Here is a 19284-nt window from a genome sequence, read left to right as displayed (position 1 = left end):
TTTCATTAGGATAGGAGAGGTTTATGCATATACATAAATTTGCAGATATCGCCTCGTTTGCAGAGATTGGGGTTGGAGGGAATCTTCCGGCAACAGAAGAGTACCGGGAATTCATCAAAAAGCTCCACCCAACACAGTTCCTGACAGGACGGCTGACAGCTCCGTTATATGAAGTAGAGTATTCCTATGTAACTGTGCGGGGAAATTACCGAAAGGCTTATAAATATATCCTGCTGCGTTTGGAGCATGATGATCTGGACCTGGAGATTGAAATGATATTCTCAGACTGGGTAGAGGAATTAAACCGTAAATGTCCATACCGGCGTATTTTAAATGCACAAATTCTTAAAATAACGCCCATAGCGTATGCAACAATCCCATTTGAAATCTAAAAAGGTTCCATTCCCTCATTTCCCGGAGAAAACTCCTGGTTGCCGTTAAAGGCCAGGTTACTGCGGACCGAGGCCTTGAAAGAAGAGCGGTTAGCGGCGTAAAAAGACACACCGGAAAGAATGGCTTTTCCGTCAATAGCAGAATAATTGCGAAGGACGGGAGAGAATGGAACAATACAGACTTTTTGATGATTTTTCAGATAAGGTAAAACGGGCAATCCAGTTGTTTCAGATGTTTGAAGATGCTGCGGTCCGGTATCATGAGGATGGTTATTACCTTGCCTTCAGCGGCGGAAAAGACAGTGTTGTGCTTTATGGGCTTGCAAAGATGGCCCATGTGAAGTTTCAGGCACATTATCATTTGACTACAGTAGATCCTCCGGAGCTGGTGTGGTTTATACGGGAGGCATTTCCAGATGTCAAGGTTGAGTATCCGGAGCTGACCATGTGGGATTTGATTGTCAAGAAACAGATGCCGCCGCTGCGTACAGCACGCTACTGTTGTGAAGTGCTGAAAGAAGGAGGGGGCGAGGGAGCCTTTACGGTGACCGGAGTCCGCTGGGAAGAAAGCAGGAAAAGAGCCAACCGGGATTTCTTAGAGATTCATAAGAAGAAAGGGGCTATTTATCTAAACTGTGATAACGAGGAAGACCGTAGAAAATTAGAAATATGCAGCTTGAAGGGAAAAAGAATATTAAATCCCATCATCGACTGGACAGAGGAGGACATCTGGTGCTTTATCCGTAAGTATCAGGTGCCTTATTGCTGTCTGTATGACCAAGGCTTTTGTAGGATTGGGTGCATCGGTTGCCCTCTGGCAAGCATAAGAAGCCGGGAACGGGAATTTGAGCGATATCCCAAGTACCGTGATGCTTACATAAGAGCCTTTGACCGTATGGTAAAGGCTCGTACCGCCAGTGGAAAATCTAAGGGAAACTGGAAGGATGGTGAGAGTGTGTTCCGCTGGTGGATGTATGGAAATGAAAAAACAGATAAACAGGTTGCAGGTCAGATGGAGCTAAAGGATTTTATCGACATGGCGGCTTAGTCACTTCACTGGGTTCATAAAAGACATCAATGAGTGGAGTAAAACGTATTGCACGTAAGCACCCAATACGGCCGTAATGTACGTATAACGAAAGAAGGAGGACCAAATGAAAAAACAATCGTGTAGGAACTGCCACAATATTGAGCTGAATAAAAAAGAGGAAACAGAAGGAAGGCTGAGTGGACGCTACCGTTATGGCTGCACCGTGCAAAGAAGTGGGTTTATATGCGGCTTTATTATCAGTGATGAGAAACTGGAAGCATTGGTATGCCCAAACTGGAAAGGAGGGAAGATGGAGGAGGCAGACTATAAAAGGTTGGCGGACGAATTTGGGAAAAGGCTTCAAACTCTGTATGACCGGTGGAATATGTGGAAAATAAGGGGATGCCCGGAGGCGGATGTGCCTGACGGAGAATATTTAAATCGACTTCGCAGTGGAATAGAAGCAATGATGAGGCAGATTGAGAATACCTTCGTTGAGGCAGATTACCCAGAATGTTATTATGCTCCGCTTCCTCCCGTTATGGATGTGGATTACATGGCGAATTGCCAGCAAATTAAAGAATCCGCAATTCGTGCGCTTGAAGAATACCGAAATAATAAGGATTATTTATGGTTAGCAGACCATATCCAACATTTGGATAATGAGGACAAAGAAAACAGTGAGGCTTACCGTCTCTTGTGTCATGTACAAAGTTTGGAAGAAGCGATTTGCGAAGATGCCTACTTGCAGATGAAGAGAGTGAGCTTCCAGGAAAGCCTGTATGATGATCTGGCTAACTGTAAAAGGCGTATTTTGAAAAGAAAGCGCCGGCCGTCAAATAAGAAATCGAAAAAAAATAGCCCGCAGATTGTTGGTCAGTTAAGAATCGGTGATTTGAAGGCTTCATAAGGAGGAAAAGAATGGACCATCTTATGTTAGTAAAAAATCTGTTCAATGATATGTTTGTGTTTCTTAATGGTACTCAACCGCTGCCTTTAGAATCGCTGGATGATGTCTACCAGGGGGAACCACTATTTCTGGCGCTGATTGGAGGATTGGACCAGGCACTTTTGGTTGATTATAATAGCGCAATGCAGGAAAGCTATGGATTCTATAAGAAGTATTGTGGCAGAGAACTTACTGAAGAGGAATGGGAACAAGTGGTAGAAGAAATCCAGATGTTCATTGATAAATGGAACAATAGCTGGTGTAAGGGAATGATTTTGGCGTTATTGGCGTTGATGGAACAGGAAGAGGACGAGCGGAAAGGAGAAGGAAAGATGGAGCAGGCAGAAAGTTCCGGAGATGAAGAGCTGGATAGCATGGATAATGCTGCATAAAGTCAGTATAGCCGGGGAATGGTGAATTCTCCGGCTGGATTTAAAGGAGTATGACAATGGTAGAAAAATTATATAAAAAGGTTAAGAATATTCAAGATTTTAACGAGACAGCCAGTAAGTTGCGTCAAATGGGACTAAAGGATGAACTTAAAAATCTTGCCGGGAAATATAAGGTTCCTGAAGTGGATTTGAAAGAGTTCCTCTCTGGAAAGCGGTATTTCCTGATAGACGGAGGAGAGACGCAGAAAGATTATATGTCAGCCCGGAGTAAGCTGTTGGATGAAATGTTTAATCTGAATGATCCTCACTTTACGGATGTTATCGGCAACTATCTCATAAAGTGCTGTGATAAAAGTGATTTTGCTGACCTGGTGCTCCAGAAACATAAGACACTGCAGCGGTGTGTTGAGTCAATCATGAGTCGGGCGTATGAAATGGTAAGCGATGAGGTGAAAAAAAGTGGCCGATATGCAAACATGGCTGTTATGGAAGACACAGTTTTTGAATGGGTACGGGATTATTATTTAACGGATGACCGCGAAAAGGAGGCCGAGAGAAGAACGGAAGCAGAAGAGGCCTTCCACAAACGATTGTCGGTGCAGATGAATACGCCGAAGGGAAATAAAAACAAAACCACTAAGAAACGCAACGCTTCCAAGAAAAATAAAACAGGTGGAACAAACAGCAATGCATCTGAGAGGGAAGGAAAACATTCTTCAGCCAAGACTGAGGCAGCTGACCAGAATAAAGACCAGATTGAGGGTCAGGTTTCTCTGTTTGAGAACGGCCTGGCTGAATAAGGAGGAAATGACCATGTTAATTGCATTTAAGGGCTTTGATAAGGATTTAACTTGTACAAACCGCGGTAATACATACCAATATCGATTAGGCATGTGGAATGAGGAGGATAAAGCAAATTGCGGAATAAATGGAATGCATTGTGCTGAAAACCCATTGGACTGCTTATCCTACTATCCGGACTGGGACAGGGCAGTGTATTACATGGTTGTCGCTGATGGTGATATTGACGAGGATGCATATGACAGTAAAATTAGCTGCACCCGGTTGAGGCTTATAAAGAAACTGGACAAAGGAGAATTTGTGGCTCATAGCTTAAAATACCTTCTTGATCATCCATTTAGAAAAAACAATCACCTTGTGTGTCTGAATCAAGGCGTGGCAAAAAACGGTATTGTGATTGTCAGAGGAAAGAACCCTATTGCCAAAGGCACAAAAGGAGATATCCTGGGCTTTGCAAAAGAAGTGAGAAACCAGTCCGAGATTACAGAGATAGGAATACATGTTGTGGATGGAAAAGAGATTCTTCCAGATACTTGGTATAGCATCAATGGAAAAATAAGAAAGGCAGGATAAGAGTCATGAAGAAAACAAGACTGAAAAAGCTGGGTCATCTGTATGCAACAGATGAAATGCTTTGTATGGCAGAACAGGATATACCGAAGAATAAAAAGATTGGGTGGCAAAGAGTTGAGCCTGTCTTCCAGCGAGAGGTATATCTGCAGAGTCAAATTTGTGACGGTATTTTGATGGTTGCTATCTATTTGGCGAGGGATTTACGGCTGGGAAGTATAAAACCGTTATATGAAATTTTTATTGATAAAAGTAAAAGAGAATATCTTACTTGGGATACATTAAAGGAGAAATGGCGAACTGCGTGTGTGGAGGCCCTTGAATTTCCCCATTACTACAGTTATTCTTGTGCTTACATGACACCAGAAGATAAGATTAGATTGACTGAGTATCTGGGAGTTACCCAGGAAGGTATGGAAGGTATCTGCCAGTACCAGCAGTCCATCCTGGAGGAGCGTCTGGAGAATAGATATAAAAAAGAGACATCTCTATGGGAGGCGGCGATGAAGTTGGTTCCTAATGTTCCAAAAGATTGGCTTCGCTGGGTAAATAGACATGGATTGAAGGAGAATTTTATATTTTATGATTATTTAAAAAATGTGAAAGAGGGGTTTTGTACCTGGTGCGAGAAAACAGTACCAGTAAAGAAAGCCAGACATAATACATATGGTACCTGCACTTGCTGCGGGCATCGTATCCAGTATAAAGCCAAGGGAAAAGCAGGGAGACTTTGTACAAAGGAAGAACAGGTTTATTTGCCGCAAAAGTACGGTGATGGCCTTATAATCCGGCAGTTTACAGCACAGCGGTTCTATCAAAAAGGGGAGTATGAAACACCAGAAATAATGTGTAATGAAACCGGAAGGGTTATTTATGATAAGGATTTAATGGGTACACAATATTATTATGGCAAGTATAAACAAAGAGGATACCGCTGGATTAAAGGCTATCCCAATTACTCGTTTTTTTATGGATACTACGATTATAAACTGAACCATGCTGGGGCTGTGTATAAACGTACAGTACCAGCACTGTCCCGCCATATATTAAGCAGGACTGGTCTGCCGCAGTTGATATCTTCCGGATACAAAATAAGTCCGAATGATTATCTGAGCAGTCTGGACGCGGCCCCGTATCTGGAACGCTTTATCAAGGCAGGACTAAAACACCTTACTCTGGATGCACTTAAGGGGCGGATTAAGGTGTCAGAATCCCATAGTCTGGCAAAGTCGCTAGGAATAGACGGAAACCGTTTGGGACGGTTACGGAATAATGATGGGGGCGAATTGTTTCTTATATGGATGCAGTATGAAAAGAAAAAACGCAAAAATATCGTGGATTCAGTAATTTGCTATTTTGAAGAACAGAATATCCGACCGGAGAATATAAAATTCATCCAGGATAGAATGAGTGAATTAAGAATATGCAATTATCTGAAACGTCAGTATGCGTTAACCAACCGACCTCCCCTGGAACTTCTATCTACCTGGCAGGATTATCTCAATATGTCAAAACGGCTGAAACGTGATATCACATTGGAAATATTCTATAAGCCCAAAAATCTGGTTGAAAGTCATGATGAAGTTCTCCAGTTGTGTGAAGATAAAAACATAACGCTTCAGGCAGTTGATATCGCAAAAGTATATCCGGACGTGGATGCAATCTGCGAGTCCATCAAAGAAAAGTATGAGTATAAAGATCAGAAATATGTTCTTCTTATTCCAAATCGGATTGAGGATATTATACAGGAGGGCAGGGCACTCAGGCATTGTATACGATTCAGCGATGACTATTATGAACGGATACAGAGAAGGGAAAGCTATATTGCATTTTTGAGGAAAGCAGATCAGCCAGAGAAGTCATTCTATACATTGGAATTTGAACCGGACGGGACTGTCCGTCAAAAGCGTACAAGCGGTGACCGACAAAATGTGGATTTCAACCAGGCTGTCAGCTTTATAAAAAAATGGCAGGCAATCCAGCCACGATTAACAGAGGAGGATTACCGGTTGGCCAAAGTAAGCGCAAGTCTCCGTGTAGAAGAATTTAAAGAACTGCGGAAGAAAAATGCGAAAGTATGGCATGGTCATCTTGCGGGCATGCCTTTAGCTGATGTTCTGGAAGCTGATTTGATGGAAGTTTCTTTGTGTATAGAGGATGCAAGGGTAACGGAAGCAGACGGTCAGAATAGCGAACTTGTGGCCGCATAAAATCAAGGAGGGATACGGCAAATGAAACAGAAGCTTTACTATATTAAGAATGAAACAGCGGAAAAAGCGATTTATAAGAATTTAGAGAAGCAGAGATTTTCAGTGATAGAAAAAGACAGCGGACCTCCAATGGTACTATCGTTTTCCGATGATAAAAATGTGACTGATGAATATGAGTATGTTTATATTCCACGCGAGATGTCTAAAAAAGAGGTTGAAGGTCGTTTTGAAGTGGAGAAGCAATGCCCTATGTGTGGAACCGTTACAAGTATTTATCTTACAGATGAGGACATGGATAAATACAGCTGGTACAGCAACTCGCGTTTCAATCGTAGGGGAAGCGGCCTGCCGGCTCCGTATATCCAAAACTTATTTCCGGACCGGACAGAAGAAGAACGGGAATTAATGATGTCAGGGTACTGCTATTGGTGCCAGGAAGTGATTTTTGGAGAGGATGAGTTTCTTCTAATAACAGAAGAAGAATTTTCGATGGAGCCAGACCACCTCATTGCATATAACCGTGCAGACCATGATGGATATCGGTGGTGGAATAGGTGGTTTCCACAAAAGGGTACGGATGGAAACCAGTACATGGTGCAGGAAATGGAAAAATTCTCTGCGTATATTTTGGAGGAACAGCTTGGCAAGGGCATTTCCGACATTCCGAAACTTGGAGCGTATTATGGAGCAGAGCCATCTGAAGACCAGGAATATCACTTGTACTGCGAGGGAACATATTGTAATTTTCATGTGAAGCTTATAAATAGGAAGAGAAGCTACAATGTGTACATATATGTTTACGAAACAGAAGAGTAAATAAAAAATAGGCAGGAAGCCGCCGGGACATATGATATCTGGCGGCTTCCGTACCATTTCTTATAAGAAGAGGATATGGGATGAGAGACTATATTAACAGAAATATCAGGATAGATGGAAGATTGATTCCCTATCCGGTGTATACATCTTGGGAATATTTTGAGTTGCATGATGGGATTGAAGATGTGGAAGATTTTGTAGATTCAAATCCTGCGATAGAAGAATTAGTGACTCAGATTTTAGCGTTAAAACAGAGTTGTTTTCTTTTGCGTCATACAACACATAGCTGCCAAAGCTTAAGCGACAGTTTGTTTTACCTAAAACTTAAACTTATTAAAGAGCTCAAAGAGAAATATCATTATAATTTTGATGATGCATGGATGGAAAATCTCATAGGCAGGATTTGATACCATAATGACATGTTTCGTAATTATTATACAAATATGAAAAAAGGTAGTTGCCCATAGTGGCATGAAATGGAGGCTTATATGAAATATGAAGAATTTATTGCGGCGCTTTGCCAGAAAATACGCGAAGTAACAAAAGGATGGAGTGGAACGAGTATAGAATTTAGGACAACACCACAGAACAATGGGAGAACCTTGGATTTACTGGTGGTGAGCAAGCAGGGGAAAAAAATGAATGGAACTTACGAATTGAGTTTCCATACACAGGAATTATATGAAGCACTTGCATTTGACAAAATGGATTTGAAACATATTTTGAGAATAGTGGAAAGTAAACTGAGACAGGCTGGGGAAGTTGGAAAAATCAGCCCGCTGGAAGTCGCTGATGATTATGAGCAGATACGAAGTCACCTGATTATTCGACCGATTAATTATGTAAAACATATGGAAACGTTAAAAGACGGAATGTACAATTTAATTGGTGACATTGCTTTGGCTGTCTATATTCATATTGGCTTTGTTCATGGAACCTATGTAAGCAGTGCTGTGAGTTCCGAGTACCTGGAGATATGGAATAAAGGAAAAGAAGAGGTAATAAAAGAGGCATTTACGAATACATATAATTTATTTCCGCCAATTATGTTGACAGGTCTTGAGGCATATTCTGTCATGGATACCGATATATTTCAAAAGGATGTTGGATATGATATGGTTGGGGTTACAAATGAAGTCATATTCAATGGAGCAGTTTCAATTTTCCTTCCTGGAGTAGCAAAAAAATTAAGTGATATCTTAGGAGAAGATTTATATATTGTATTCCTTAACTATGATTATGCAGTTATTCATCCTGTCAGCATTATACGGCCAGAGGAGATTCGCAGTTTAATAGCTAGCGTCAATTCTGATAGTCCGGATGAAGAAGGATTTTTGTCGGATATGATATTCACATACAGACGCGATTCTGATAAAATGGAAGTAGTGAAAGAAGTTTATAGTTAGGTAAAGTTTTCTGTATGATATAGCAGTGTATGTATGAGAGTATATACACTGCTGTATTTTTATTTCGGTATATTGTATAATGGGGTTAGATGATTAGATGGCTGAAATTGTAATTTAAAAGGTGGTTTAAAATGGACATTAAGGAACTATACAACATATATCAAGGAAATCCGGAGAAATTTAAAAAGATTGTATTGTATCGCAACCTTCTTGGCTCGCCAATTTCATATAATTACAAAGATTCAGATTTAGAATCTTTAGTACAGATGATAATGTCAATGGATGAAAAATATGAAACAGACTTTGGATTTATGATGATGGAACTGGGGTTGGCTTATGAGGCTATTTATAGTAACATGAAAAATAATAATGCTGCCAGAGAAAAGACGGAATTTATGAATTATCCATTGGATTATCAATTGAGGGCATTAATTTCGTTTTTTGAGGATCAGCATAAACTTGGTATTGAGTTGAATAACATAGATGGTAAAAAGCCAATCACAGGGATAAAGCATTTGGTTGCAAATGTAGAATCTGAAATCTATCCTGGTATGAGATATTCAACATCACAGAATAGCGAAAATCTAATAGAGCTGATAGATTATTCAATTCCTTATTTATATTATTATGACAGTAATTTTGAAAAACCTTGCGATAATCTAACATATGAGCAATGTTTGCAATGTCCGGATATTATGAAGTTCGTTCATCATTCAAATTTTTGTGAATTAATAAACGGATTATGGTCCCTTTATATATATAAGGATTACTCGGTTAAACTTGGAAAAACGGATACAGATGATGATATTACAGTTTTTGTGCCCAATTCCAATGAAGCGAGCCTGATTGATTTTGTTGCAGGAATACGCAGAGAGGCCAGAAGATTTCAAAATAGTATTGATTTATTGATATCAAATCAAAATAGAATAATTAATGGGAATAAGTTTATAATACGCCTTGCCAAGAAAATAAAGTTGGATTTGTGGAAGAGCATTTTTGAACTGGAATTGGAGGTCTACTTGCGTTGTAATTTATCTGCTAACTGCACAATGAAAATTATAAAGCAGACGGATATTTTTCCAGCCTATTTAAGGCAAACGTTACCATATGGTGAATTGAATGACTTCCTTGAAGTGCATGAATTTTTGGTGACAATGAGCGAAATTTATTCAAATATCTTAAATCATAATTGGGAAGAGATTGAACATGATCGGTTTAATTATCTATGTCCAGTAGTTGATATTGATTTGCTAATTAAAAGTTTTTCACGATTATATGGCAAGAGTTTAAATACAGCAGCTAAGCTGGTGGAGTGGTTTATATATTATCCGCAACGCGGGAAAGAGGGCGATTTATTCTCAAAACCGTTGGTTCAAATAAGTGGTAAAAGGGTTTTATTTGCCCCTAATTTGATTCGGCAAATTAATATCACCCGAATGCTTGAGCAGATTATGCTGGATTATAAAATAAAGCGGGCGGCAATTGGAGATGAGTATGAATCCTATTTAAGAAATAAATTGTCTCAGTCTTCCTTATGGAATGTCTATGCAGATAAAATAGAATTTAAATCCTCTATAGGAAATACAGATTTTGATGTTATAGCTTTATTTGATAATCATGTTGTGATAATTGAAATAAAGCATCTGGTGACACCTTACGATCCCAAACGTTACTATGAAGACCGCCAAGAGATAAAGAAGGCCATAAAACAGCTTAAACTAAGGAAGCAAGTTTTATTAAGGGATTGGGCCTTGATTAGAGATATAACCAATGGATTTCTTCCTCCTGAACCTTATCCGGAAGAACGGATTATTCAATTGGTCTGCACGAATATAGATAGCTTTACATCGCTGGAAATTGATGGCATAAGAATTGTTGATGAGTCCGTTCTAATCAGGTTTTTTTCTGACAATGGCCAGTATGTAAAGATATGGAGTGGATCGAAGATTTATAAAAAGGAGAAAATATGGGAAAATAGCCAACCAACCATCGATGATTTCAAAAGATATATTGCTTCTCCGACTGCGGTGAAATGGTATAGGGAGGTTGTAAAAAGAAAAAATATAACAATACCAAGATATGGAGAAGGAGAATATCTTGGCACGGTAAATTATATTTTAGATGAAGATATAGTGAAATTTGATAGACAGATATAAAGCCCAGCCTGTGTTTTGCAGATGATAGCGCTGGGGGATATAAGCACCAGAATCTGTTTCCATGAGGGGGCGCAGGAAGCATATTGCTTCTGGCCACACTAATCAGAAGTGCCCCTATTGTAAAACGCCGCCTTGTTTTTTGGGATGGCGTTGTTGGTAAGGTTGGCAACTCTGTACCTAGTAGTGATTTTTATTCCCAGATTAAACTATACTTTTGACTATCTCTTTATAAGTTCTTATATGCCGGTATAGCCTGTATTTACAGGCTTCCCGGCGTTTTTCGTATCGGAAGATATTCTTAAATCTTCTCATATCCCCTCATGTTTCAGTGTTCAAAGGTAGTAGAAAGAGTAGTAAAACCTCTATTTACTACTGCGCAATCAACCGTTCCATTTTCGCTAATGCACTGTCAGAAGTGGCATGAGCATAATAGTTCAACGTCATGTTGATGTTGGAATGTCCCATGATATACTGTAATGCTTCCTCATGGCACTTGTACTATAATTAATAAATTTAGTTTTAATTATTTACAACTTGAGAGTTTTACTATTCGATAAATCTAAAGTAACGGTCGCTGTTTCAAAGTGTATTTCATATACTATCAGTGATTTCCAACCATATTCTATTGTTTCTCGATAATCAGGTATCTTCTCACAAAAACAATCTGCCAAATCAAAAATAGTTTTTTTACTCTTGATAGCAGTTCCTCTCGCTTTTATATGCTCGTTTTCTTTTTTTGGAATTGTTGTAAAGGCAACATTCTGATTTTGTTTCATTTCTTTTACTTTGACGTTATTTTTAAATGTTGCAAAGTATACAATATTATTTTCGGGATTGAAATAATAATTGACAACTCTAACATTTGGAATGCCGTCTGTTCCGATAGTTGCCAACGCAAGGTCAGTCTGTTCTGCCATCATTTTTTGAAATTCATTTAGTGTATCCATAGAAATCCTCCTTTTATTATTGATACATGATTAGTATAATATAAAAAGGTATCAGAACATGACACCATTTAACGAAATAAGGAGGTTTAAACAAATGCGTAAATCAACACGATTGAATGACATGATGATTTTTTTAAATGATAAAAGTTTTTTTAACTTGAAAGATATTATGCAAGAGTACGGAATATCTAAAAGTACAGCAATTCGAGATATACAATCTTTAGAAGAAATCGGTATGCCCATATTTTCAGAAACAGGAAGAAATGGACGATACGGTATTTTGAAAAATAGACTTCTTTCACCAATTATTTTTACTGTTGATGAAATGTATGCTTTGTATTTTGCTATGCTAACTTTAAACGCCTATGAATCGACTCCTTTTCATTTAAGTATTGAAAAGTTAAAGATAAAGTTTGAAACTTGCTTGTCTGATGAACTTATTAATACTATTAATAAGATGGAACATACATTAAGCCTTGAGGGGACTAAGCATTATAATAGCAGCCCTTTACTAAAAGATATTTTAGAAATGGCAGTAAAAGATACGGTGTGCTGTATCTCTTATAAAAAAGGTGAATTCGTATCAGAAGTACAAGTGCAGTTTTTTAATATATCTTCATCTTTTGGACAATGGTATGTTACAGGTTTTAATCATGACAGGCAAAGAGTTCAAGTTTTCCGTTGTGATAAAATTATTGATATTTCAGAAAGTGAGTGCTATATACCGAAGCCAAGGCAAGAACTTCTAAATCGTTCGACAAACATATTTAAGTCTGAAAATGCTACAGATTTTGAAGTTCAAATATTAGATAAAGGAGTGGATTTATTTTATAAAGAAAATTATCCCTCAATGGAATTAGTCAAATATGATGGACAATATAAAATAAAAGGATTTTACAACGTAGGGGAAGAAAGATTTATTGCTGATTATTTTCTTTCATATGGAAAATTGATTAAGTCTATCTATCCAGAGCATTTAAAAAAACTTGTATCGAAACGAGCAAAAGAATTGTACCAATATTACGATAATCTATAAAAATAAGGCATATAATTTTATGTGTTTGTATGCTTATGAATTTATTTTACAATCTTCCAGTTGCTATCCTTATGTAGTACAAGTTCAAACTGTGATACCTACGTTGTCTTTGTCTGATTATCAATGAATTTCACGGCAACTTTGACTTTCACATTATTCTCATGGCAATAAAATCCCCCTTTATTCCTCTTGATTATCTCAAAACAGTAAAGAAAAAGTCCTGTCAAGAGCCTTACCACCGTAGGTGGTGCTTGCACTCTTGATTGGACTTTTTGTTTGCTGTATCTTCTGTGAGAGGATAAAGGCTATTCATCTTCATCATCAAAATTCATATTTACAATAACCTTGCCTTTGCCGAATTGAACATACGGGTTCATGTGGACAAAATGATTATGTGAGGAAGAACCCACAGTATATCATGGGGCATTCAAATATCAGTATCACTATGAACTGGATGCTCATGCGTCCATAGATGGCAAAATCAGAGGTTCAGCGTCTAATCGCATAGAAGTATTTACCACGATTTTAACCACGTTTGAAAGGAAAAATATAAGAAGTTAGACCTTGATATGCGAGGTTTACCACAAAAGAAAAATGCCCGAATAGCTGATAAAATGGAGCTATTCGGACATTTAAGAAGATATGAAAAGATAAGGAAAGAGACATATACAATCTAAAATAATCTATTTATTTCTATAAGATTTCTAAATAATCCCATTCTAATCCTATTTATATTATATAAGGTTTATTTTTTGTACATTGAAAATAGCATAGGTTCAGTTGTCCTATAACAAAAACTGAAATCGAGCATACGAGAGATACGCCATAGCAGAAATGCTGCGAAATATATCAAATCAAAATAAGCCCGGGCAGGGGTTTGATGGCTTGTGACGGCCGCATAAGCTGTGCGAGGATGATATCAGTTGGAAACTTGTGGGGACTGCCGCTCACCTAATGAGGGGAGGCTGCGTTAGTATGGAAACATCTGGCGTGGTTTAAGCTGTTTTGCAAACAGATAGGACAACTCCAGATGCCGGGGGACGAGTAAATACGGCATGAAAATTTGCTTTGGAGAAAGCACAACCACCTTAATGAAATGTTATAAGAAGTAAAAAATTGTGAAATGCTCTTGAGGAAACTAAAGCCAATTTTTTACAATGATTGTAGAGAAACAGACTGTTTTAAAAACCGAGCGGTTTTGTGAAATCAATATAGTATTAGCGATTAGTCTAAGATTGAACCACGTTAGGTGGTATCAATCATGCTCATGGCTAGTTGCCTTTGTAAAGGGGGTGACAGCGATAGAAGTTTTACAGAAAGATAAAAAAGTATATAACGCAGAGGAAATCCAGGAGATTTTAGGGATTGGGAGGAGCAAAACATATACCTTTTTGGACGAGGCGTATAGGAATCAAAAGCCGTTCCGGGTCCTTAAAGTTGGAAAGCTTTTCAGGGTTCCCAAACAATCTTTTGATGACTGGCTAGACGGAATTAGTTAAGGCGGGTGAGATAGTTGAAAAGAAAACCACAGAATAGTGCAGCTTTTTTTGAAAATAATTCATGGTATCACCGTACCAAGATACTTCAGGACGATGGTTCGATAAAGTACAGCAAAAAGGGCGGGTTTGCTACCAGTGAAGAGGCTGATAAGAGCTATAGGCGACACGAAGATGAGTTTAAAAAGGCGTATCGGGCCTATCATCTGGCACATCAAATCAATACAGAAGTCACGCTTAAGGATTATTTGATTTATTGGTTTGAGGAGATATTCTCTCAAAGAATTGAAACAACAACCAGAATGGTAGGCGCGTATGCGGTTTATGACTTAATTTTGCCGAATATTGAGTACGACATCAAGGTCCGGTTTGCCAATGCAGAGTATCTTGATGCATTGTTGGAGCGGGTAGCAAAGGTCAGTGCCTCTGCAGGAAATAAAGGGCGGGAGATTCTAAATATGGCAATGAAAGAGGCAGTAATCGGTGGGTATATTAAAACCAATCCGGTTACTGGCACAAAGCCGTATAAGAGACAAAAGCCAAAGATAACAATTCTGAGTAAAGAAAAAATCAAGGTCCTGCTGAAAGCGTCTTCCGAAAATAACTGGTATTTGGAAATATTGTTAGGGCTATTCTGTGGCTTACGAAAAGGCGAGATTCTTGGACTTAAATTCAGTGATTTGGATATGGAGAAAAGGACTGTAACTATCAGAAGGCAGATTGCTTCAGATCCACTTATAAAAAAAGGGAGTGGAAGTAAAATAGACAATTATGGGCTGATTGAACGAGATCCAAAAACACCAAACAGTTTCCGGGTTTTGCGGGTTCCAGCCATAATCATAGAAGAACTGGAAAAACGGAGACGACTTGTGGAGTCCAATAAGGTAGTGTATGCCGGTCAATATGATGACAATGATTATATCAGCTGTCAGAGAAATGGAAAACTACATAGTTTGTCAGCTTTAAATAGCGCTTTAACTGGAATTTGTAGCAAGAATGGCCTTCCGCATATCACGGTACATGGATTAAGGCATATGTATGCAACAATTCTGATTGAGATGGGGGTTCCACTGATTAAGATATCTGCATTACTTGGGCACGGCTCTGTCCACACAACGTTTGAATATTATTGTGATGTAATGGATGAAAACGAGAATATATTGGCATTTATGAATCAAGCATTCGTTCCTGTGGAAAGGAGAGCAGTATGATAATTGATTTGAGCCTTCAGCAGTATGTGGATTGGGAAGTAAAGCCAGTGATTCCTATAAAGGGAAAATTCGGATACCGTGTTGTGTTAAAATACATAGATGGTACTGAAAGAACTCAGCAAAAGTCGGGGTTTAGGACAGAAAAAGAGTCTAATGCTGCCAGGGATAACACAATAGGTAAATTACATGCTGGAACTTATATTGTATATGAGAATGTTAAAGTAAGTGACTTTTTAGAGTTTTGGCTAAAGGAGGATATATGCAAGAGGGTAAGAAGCGAAGAAACTTATGCTGCTTATTCCAATATCGTGTATAACCACATTATTCCAATCCTTGGAAAGAAAAAGATGTCGTCCGTTAACCGTGGAGATGTTCAAAAGCTGTATAACGACCGTGCAGAATATTCTGTATCGGTCTCAAGGCTGGTTAAAACGGTGATGAACGTCTCTATGAACTATGCTGTAGCGAAAAAAATCATTGCGGAGAATCCGGCAGTTGGTATCAATCTTCCTAAAAAGGTAAAAAAGAAGGAATACCATGCCCGCAGTATTGACACACAGAAAACCCTGACAATGGATCAGATTCTGATTCTATTGGAGGCCAGCAGGGACACGCCGATACATATGCAAATCCTGTTTAATGTATTAATGGGACTTCGCAGAAGGGAAATCAATGGTGTGAAGTATTCGGATATTGACTATATTAACCGAACACTAAAGCTTCGCCGGCAGCTGGGGAAGAAAATCAACACAAAAAAAGAAGACTTTCCACCTAAAACCTTTACGAAACAGGAACTTGGATTGAAGACCCCATCGAGTTACCGAGACATTCCGATACCAGATTATGTGTTTGAGGCGATTCTGCAACAGAGGGAGGTGTATGAGAGAAATAAGAGCCGCAGAAGAAGCCAGTTTCAGGATTCAGGATATGTTTGCTGCTCTAACTACGGGAAACCGCGAAGCAAGGATTTCCATTGGAAATATTATAAAAAACTGTTAGTGGATAACAACCTGCCGGATATAAAGTGGCATCATTTACGCAGTACCTTCTGCACACTGCTTTTGAAAAATAATTTTAATCCCAAAGCGGTATCCAAATTAATGGGACATGCAACGGAGCTAATCACCTTAGATGTATATGGTGATAACCGGGAAATTATTGCTGACTGTGTAGATGAAATTCAGCCGTTCATAGATGAGGTGCTTCCGATAAAGGAGGTAGACAAGCAGCTTGAGGAAGAACTGTTGGAAATCGAAGTTCCAGCAGAAGATTATTTTTAAAAATTAAGGGCAGTAGTAGTTTCAATCAAATATCAATTTGGTTCTCAAAATGAAACAAGGCGCAGGAAAGAACAAATGTTCCTACTTGCGCCTATACTTTTTCCTTCCGCTATGTTATAATTTTGGTGACATTTGGTATTACTAATTTCATTGAGTTTATATAGTGTTGCGGAGTTAAGAAAATAGCATTTTGGTGACCTTCATTCGTAAAATGGCAAAAGTTCGTCTATTAGGCAACTCAAAACGGTCTTCTTTTACGAATTTCTGCCTAATAGGCGAACTTTTTAAGTGGTCACCAAGGAAGGAAAAAGCGAAAATGGAGTTCAAATTACACTCAGAATACCAGCCCACCGGCGACCAGCCGCAGGCGATTGAAGCCCTTGTAAAAGGCTTCCAGGAAGGCAACCAATTCCAGACTTTACTAGGGGTTACGGGCTCTGGCAAGACCTTCACCATGGCAAATGTAATCCAGCAAATCCAGAAGCCGACCCTCATCATAGCGCACAACAAAACCCTTGCCGCACAGCTCTACAGCGAGTTCAAGGAATATTTCCCGGAGAACGCGGTGGAGTATTTTGTGTCCTACTACGACTACTACCAGCCGGAAGCCTACGTCCCTTCAACGGACACATACATTGAAAAGGACTCTGCCATCAATGACGAAATTGACAAGCTGCGTCACTCCGCCACGGCTGCGTTGTCTGAGCGGGAGGATGTAATTATCGTGGCCTCCGTGTCGTGTATTTATGGTCTGGGCAGCCCCATCGATTATAAGGAGATGGTAATTTCCCTGCGGCCTGGGATGGAAAAAGACAGGGACGAGGTGATCCACAAGCTTATCGACATCCAGTATACACGAAATGATATGGATTTTAAGCGAGGCAGTTTCCGCGTAAGAGGCGATGTGCTGGAGATTTATCCGGCTTACTCGGGCGGAGACGCTTACCGGGTGGAGTTCTTCGGGGACGAGGTGGAGCGGATAACGGAGATCGATTCGCTTACTGGCGAAGGAAAGACGGAGCTGGGACACATTGCGATCTTCCCGGCTTCCCATTACGTGGTTTCGAAGGAGAAGATGGAGCTTGCTACACAGACAATACTCGCAGAGCTTAAGCAGCAGGTGGCTTATTTTAAGAGCGAGGATAAGCTGCTGGAAGCGCAGAGGATTTCCGAGCGGACGAACTTTGATGTGGAGATGATGCGGGAAACCGGGTTCTGTTCCGGTATTGAGAACTACTCCAGGCATTTAACTGCATCGAGGGCGGGAGAGCCGCCCTGCACGCTGATCGACTATTTTCCCGATGATTTCCTGATCATTGTGGATGAGTCCCATATCACCCTGCCTCAGGTCCGCGGTATGTTCGCGGGAGACCGGTCCAGGAAGACGACCCTGGTCAACTATGGATTCCGTCTGCCTTCCGCTCTGGACAACAGACCACTGAATTTTGAGGAATTTGAATCGAAGATCGACCAGATGATGTTTGTGTCGGCCACGCCTTCTGTCTATGAGGCGAACCATGAGATGCTGCGGGTGGAGCAGATTATCCGGCCTACGGGACTTTTGGATCCGGAGATCGAGGTGCGTCCAGTGGAAGGGCAGATCGATGATCTCGTCTCGGAGGTCAACAAGGAGGTTGCGAATAAGCACAAGATTCTGATCACAACGCTGACAAAACGTATGGCCGAGGACCTGACGGATTACATGAGAGAGATCGGAATCCGGGTGAAGTATCTTCACTCCGATATTGATACGCTGGAGCGTTCGGAGATTATCCGTGATATGCGTCTCGATGTATTCGATGTACTCGTCGGAATCAACCTGCTGCGTGAGGGCCTTGACATTCCGGAGATTACGCTGGTAGCGATTCTCGATGCGGATAAAGAGGGCTTCCTCCGTTCGGAGACGTCTCTGATCCAGACGGTCGGGCGTGCGGCGCGTAACTCTGAGGGCCACGTAATCATGTATGCGGATTCTATCACGGATTCCATGCGGGTGGCGATCGAAGAAACGAACCGAAGGCGCGCGATTCAGCAGCAGTACAACGAAGAACACGGCATCACGCCGACGACCATCAAGAAGTCAGTCCGTGATTTAATCGCTATCTCGAAGGCGGCGATTGAGGACAAGAAGTCCTTTGAAAAGGATCCGGAATCCATGGACCAAAAGGAACTGGAGAAACTGGCGAAGGAGCTGACGAAGAAGATGCATCAGGCGGCAGCAGAGTTGAACTTCGAGGAGGCCGCAAGGCTGCGTGACCGTATGGTGGAAGTGAAAAAGATGCTCCAGGAACTGGACGAGTAAATAAAACCAGAAAACTATCCGTAAAACATGTTACCGTTCGCAGCCCTGTCGGCCTCAGCTTCCCGGTCTGCCCCGGCTGGCTCATGCGCCGTTTCCAGTTCAAGTTTCGGGGATAAGCACTTCTAAACGTGCAGAATTTTTCTAAAAACCAGGGAAAATTCCCAAACTCGCTGCGCTCAGACAGGTGGGAATTTCCCCTGAACGAAAAATTTTGCGCGTTAAGAATTGCTAATCCCCTGCAAAGTCACTGGAAACGGCGCATGAGCCAGCCGGGGCAGACCGGGAAGCTG

16 protein-coding genes and 1 pseudogene are annotated in these 19284 nt (G+C 40.3%); 16 read left to right on the top strand and 1 reads right to left on the bottom strand.

The annotated features are described in order from the left end of the window. Positions 1–23 precede the first annotated feature (23 nt). The 11 genes from ACLTD4_RS01070 (at position 24) to ACLTD4_RS01020 (ending at position 10722) form a co-directional block, all read left to right on the top strand. Positions 24–392: a hypothetical protein gene (locus ACLTD4_RS01070; RefSeq protein WP_002591449.1), complete on the top strand. Its 369-nt coding sequence runs from the start codon at positions 24–26 to the stop codon at positions 390–392. 166 nt (positions 393–558) lie between these two features. Continuing rightward, entirely contained in the window at positions 559–1440 is an 882-nt protein-coding gene (locus ACLTD4_RS01065) for a phosphoadenosine phosphosulfate reductase family protein (protein WP_117623061.1), read from the top strand. A gap of 292 nt (positions 1441–1732) precedes the next feature. Then, a complete protein-coding gene (locus ACLTD4_RS01060; RefSeq protein ID WP_390469886.1) occupies positions 1733–2332 on the top strand; it encodes a hypothetical protein in 600 nt (199 codons plus the stop codon). Positions 2333–2343: 11 nt separating this feature from the next. Next, entirely contained in the window at positions 2344–2763 is a 420-nt protein-coding gene (locus tag ACLTD4_RS01055; RefSeq protein ID WP_006775514.1) for a hypothetical protein, read from the top strand. 56 nt (positions 2764–2819) lie between these two features. Further along, positions 2820–3563, top strand: coding sequence for a Cas9 inhibitor AcrIIA9 family protein (locus ACLTD4_RS01050; protein WP_412331077.1), 744 nt, complete (start codon positions 2820–2822; stop codon positions 3561–3563). Positions 3564–3576: 13 nt separating this feature from the next. Then, entirely contained in the window at positions 3577–4137 is a 561-nt protein-coding gene (locus tag ACLTD4_RS01045; protein ID WP_117634062.1) for a hypothetical protein, read from the top strand. Between the two features lie 5 nt (positions 4138–4142). Next, positions 4143–6344 (top strand): PcfJ domain-containing protein, encoded by a 2202-nt coding sequence (locus tag ACLTD4_RS01040; protein WP_117623058.1) that lies wholly within the window; start codon positions 4143–4145, stop codon positions 6342–6344. A 21-nt stretch (positions 6345–6365) separates the two neighbouring features. Then, on the top strand, positions 6366–7160 hold the full coding sequence (locus ACLTD4_RS01035; RefSeq protein WP_117623057.1) for a hypothetical protein: 795 nt from the start codon (positions 6366–6368) through the stop codon (positions 7158–7160). Positions 7161–7240: 80 nt separating this feature from the next. Beyond that, entirely contained in the window at positions 7241–7567 is a 327-nt protein-coding gene (locus tag ACLTD4_RS01030; RefSeq protein WP_025531325.1) for a hypothetical protein, read from the top strand. 81 nt (positions 7568–7648) lie between these two features. Beyond that, on the top strand, positions 7649–8566 hold the full coding sequence (locus ACLTD4_RS01025) for a DUF5688 family protein (RefSeq protein ID WP_243008274.1): 918 nt from the start codon (positions 7649–7651) through the stop codon (positions 8564–8566). Positions 8567–8697: 131 nt separating this feature from the next. Beyond that, entirely contained in the window at positions 8698–10722 is a 2025-nt protein-coding gene (locus tag ACLTD4_RS01020; RefSeq protein ID WP_117623055.1) for an NERD domain-containing protein, read from the top strand. A gap of 527 nt (positions 10723–11249) precedes the next feature. Here the strand turns inward: ACLTD4_RS01020 and ACLTD4_RS01015 are convergent. After that, entirely contained in the window at positions 11250–11669 is a 420-nt protein-coding gene (locus tag ACLTD4_RS01015; RefSeq protein WP_002602394.1) for a pyridoxamine 5'-phosphate oxidase family protein, read from the bottom strand. Between the two features lie 94 nt (positions 11670–11763). On the opposite strand from ACLTD4_RS01015, the gene ACLTD4_RS01010 reads away from it, so the two are divergent. From ACLTD4_RS01010 to uvrB, 5 genes and pseudogenes are all read left to right on the top strand, one after another. Next, on the top strand, positions 11764–12705 hold the full coding sequence (locus ACLTD4_RS01010) for a helix-turn-helix transcriptional regulator (protein ID WP_117624614.1): 942 nt from the start codon (positions 11764–11766) through the stop codon (positions 12703–12705). Positions 12706–13105: 400 nt separating this feature from the next. Beyond that, positions 13106–13213: pseudogene (locus ACLTD4_RS01005) on the top strand (site-specific integrase); the annotation flags it as partial. Positions 13214–14218: 1005 nt separating this feature from the next. Further along, the gene (locus ACLTD4_RS01000) at positions 14219–15412 is read left to right on the top strand and encodes a site-specific integrase (RefSeq protein WP_006775569.1); all 1194 of its coding nucleotides are present in this window, start codon (positions 14219–14221) and stop codon (positions 15410–15412) included. Further along, positions 15409–16692: a tyrosine-type recombinase/integrase gene (locus ACLTD4_RS00995; RefSeq protein ID WP_117624572.1), complete on the top strand. Its 1284-nt coding sequence runs from the start codon at positions 15409–15411 to the stop codon at positions 16690–16692. The genes ACLTD4_RS01000 and ACLTD4_RS00995 overlap by 4 nt, the downstream gene beginning before the upstream one ends. A 316-nt stretch (positions 16693–17008) precedes the next feature. Next, a complete protein-coding gene (uvrB, locus tag ACLTD4_RS00990) occupies positions 17009–18994 on the top strand; it encodes an excinuclease ABC subunit UvrB (protein ID WP_117624573.1) in 1986 nt (661 codons plus the stop codon). Positions 18995–19284: the final 290 nt, after the last annotated feature.

This window comes from Hungatella sp., assembly GCF_046966825.1.
This window is presented reverse-complemented; position numbering and strand designations above follow the sequence as displayed.

Excerpts from the sequence above, each read along its gene's own strand:
- ACLTD4_RS01070 (WP_002591449.1), top strand. The coding sequence starts at position 24 with ATGCATATACATAAATTTGCAGATATCGCCTCGTTTGCAGAGATTGGG.
- ACLTD4_RS01065 (WP_117623061.1), top strand. The coding sequence starts at position 559 with ATGGAACAATACAGACTTTTTGATGATTTTTCAGATAAGGTAAAACGG.
- ACLTD4_RS01060 (WP_390469886.1), top strand. The coding sequence starts at position 1,733 with ATGGAGGAGGCAGACTATAAAAGGTTGGCGGACGAATTTGGGAAAAGG.
- ACLTD4_RS01055 (WP_006775514.1), top strand. The coding sequence starts at position 2,344 with ATGGACCATCTTATGTTAGTAAAAAATCTGTTCAATGATATGTTTGTG.
- ACLTD4_RS01050 (WP_412331077.1), top strand. The coding sequence starts at position 2,820 with ATGGTAGAAAAATTATATAAAAAGGTTAAGAATATTCAAGATTTTAAC.
- ACLTD4_RS01045 (WP_117634062.1), top strand. The coding sequence starts at position 3,577 with ATGTTAATTGCATTTAAGGGCTTTGATAAGGATTTAACTTGTACAAAC.
- ACLTD4_RS01040 (WP_117623058.1), top strand. The coding sequence starts at position 4,143 with ATGAAGAAAACAAGACTGAAAAAGCTGGGTCATCTGTATGCAACAGAT.
- ACLTD4_RS01035 (WP_117623057.1), top strand. The coding sequence starts at position 6,366 with ATGAAACAGAAGCTTTACTATATTAAGAATGAAACAGCGGAAAAAGCG.
- ACLTD4_RS01030 (WP_025531325.1), top strand. The coding sequence starts at position 7,241 with ATGAGAGACTATATTAACAGAAATATCAGGATAGATGGAAGATTGATT.
- ACLTD4_RS01025 (WP_243008274.1), top strand. The coding sequence starts at position 7,649 with ATGAAATATGAAGAATTTATTGCGGCGCTTTGCCAGAAAATACGCGAA.
- ACLTD4_RS01020 (WP_117623055.1), top strand. The coding sequence starts at position 8,698 with ATGGACATTAAGGAACTATACAACATATATCAAGGAAATCCGGAGAAA.
- ACLTD4_RS01015 (WP_002602394.1), bottom strand. The coding sequence starts at position 11,669 with ATGGATACACTAAATGAATTTCAAAAAATGATGGCAGAACAGACTGAC.
- ACLTD4_RS01010 (WP_117624614.1), top strand. The coding sequence starts at position 11,764 with ATGCGTAAATCAACACGATTGAATGACATGATGATTTTTTTAAATGAT.
- ACLTD4_RS00995 (WP_117624572.1), top strand. The coding sequence starts at position 15,409 with ATGATAATTGATTTGAGCCTTCAGCAGTATGTGGATTGGGAAGTAAAG.
- uvrB (WP_117624573.1), top strand. The coding sequence starts at position 17,009 with ATGGAGTTCAAATTACACTCAGAATACCAGCCCACCGGCGACCAGCCG.